The organism is Actinoplanes sp. NPDC048791 (genome assembly GCF_040650095.1).
GTDB lineage: Bacteria > Actinomycetota > Actinomycetes > Mycobacteriales > Micromonosporaceae > Actinoplanes.
In genome coordinates this window covers 1-1,016 of the sequence record NZ_JBEZGQ010001761.1, presented here as the reverse complement: position 1 = coordinate 1,016, position 1,016 = coordinate 1, and the positions used below count along the sequence as shown (strand labels likewise).

General features: G+C 75.6%; 2 protein-coding genes. One reads left to right on the top strand and one right to left on the bottom strand.

The window, feature by feature from the left end:
• Nucleotides 1–629 (top strand): FCD domain-containing protein (locus AB0C29_RS50260; protein WP_360835720.1); only part of this gene is annotated, 629 nt, incomplete at its 5' end.
• On the opposite strand, the gene AB0C29_RS50255 is transcribed toward AB0C29_RS50260, so the two are convergent.
• Nucleotides 620–1,016: beta galactosidase jelly roll domain-containing protein (locus AB0C29_RS50255; RefSeq protein ID WP_360835718.1), on the bottom strand; the 397-nt coding region annotated here is incomplete at its 5' end. The genes AB0C29_RS50260 and AB0C29_RS50255 overlap by 10 nt on opposite strands.

The window sequence follows — 1,016 nt, the reverse complement described above, 5'->3', positions numbered from 1 at the left end:
CGGAGCCGCAGCTCAGCGCGCAGCTCGGGCTGTCCCGCAGCGGGCTGCGCGAGGCCATCAAGGCGCTGGAGCTGGCCCGCGTCGTGGACGTGCGCCGCGGCGACGGCACCTATGTGACCAGCCTGGCGCCCCGGCTGCTGCTGGAGGGCTTCGGCCTGGCCGTCGACCTGCTGCGCGACGACAGCCTGCCGCAGATCATGGAGGTCCGCCGGCTGCTGGAGCCGGCCGCGACCGGGCTGGCGGCGAGCCGGATCACGCCGGCGCAGCTGGACGAGCTGGCCGGGCTGCTGACCCGGATGCGGGCGGCGAGCGCCGATGCCGAGCTGCTCATCGGCTACGACGCCGCGTTTCACCACGCCATCGCGGCGGCCACCGGCAACGAGTCGCTGATGTCGCTGCTCGACGGGCTCAACGGCCGGACGTTGCGGGCCCGGTTGTGGCGCGGCATGACCGACAGCCACGTCTCGGTGCGGACGATCGCCGAGCACGAGCGCATCTACCAGGCCCTGCGGGCCGGCGACGCGGTGCTGGCCCAGGCGACCGCGCTGGTGCACGTCGACACCTCCGAGTCGTGGCTGCGCTCGCTGCTGCCGGACCGCGCGGCCGCCGCCCACGACGATCAGCGGTAGCCCGGGGCGCGGACCGGGGCCACCGGGACACCGCCGCGGACCGTGCCCAGGTCGGTGAGCCGGGCGGCCTCCAGCGTGTCCCCGGCACCACCGTCGCTGGTCACGGCCAGGGCCAGGGTGTTGTGGCCGCGCGGGTTCAGCAGGCCCTCCGGCAGCACGAAGGTGTGCTGCGGCCCGACGTCGGCGACGTACTGGCCGATGTTCCAGCCGTTGAGGAAGATCAGCGCGCGGTAGTGCCCGCCGGAGCGTGGGACGGCCGGATCGCCGATGGTCAGGCCCAGCGAGGCGTCGTGCCCGCGCGGGACGGCCAGCCGGACCTCCGTGCGCACCCAGGCCTGTCCGGCCGCCGCCGTGGTGTCCGCCACCGTCCGGGTGGCCCAGCCCCGG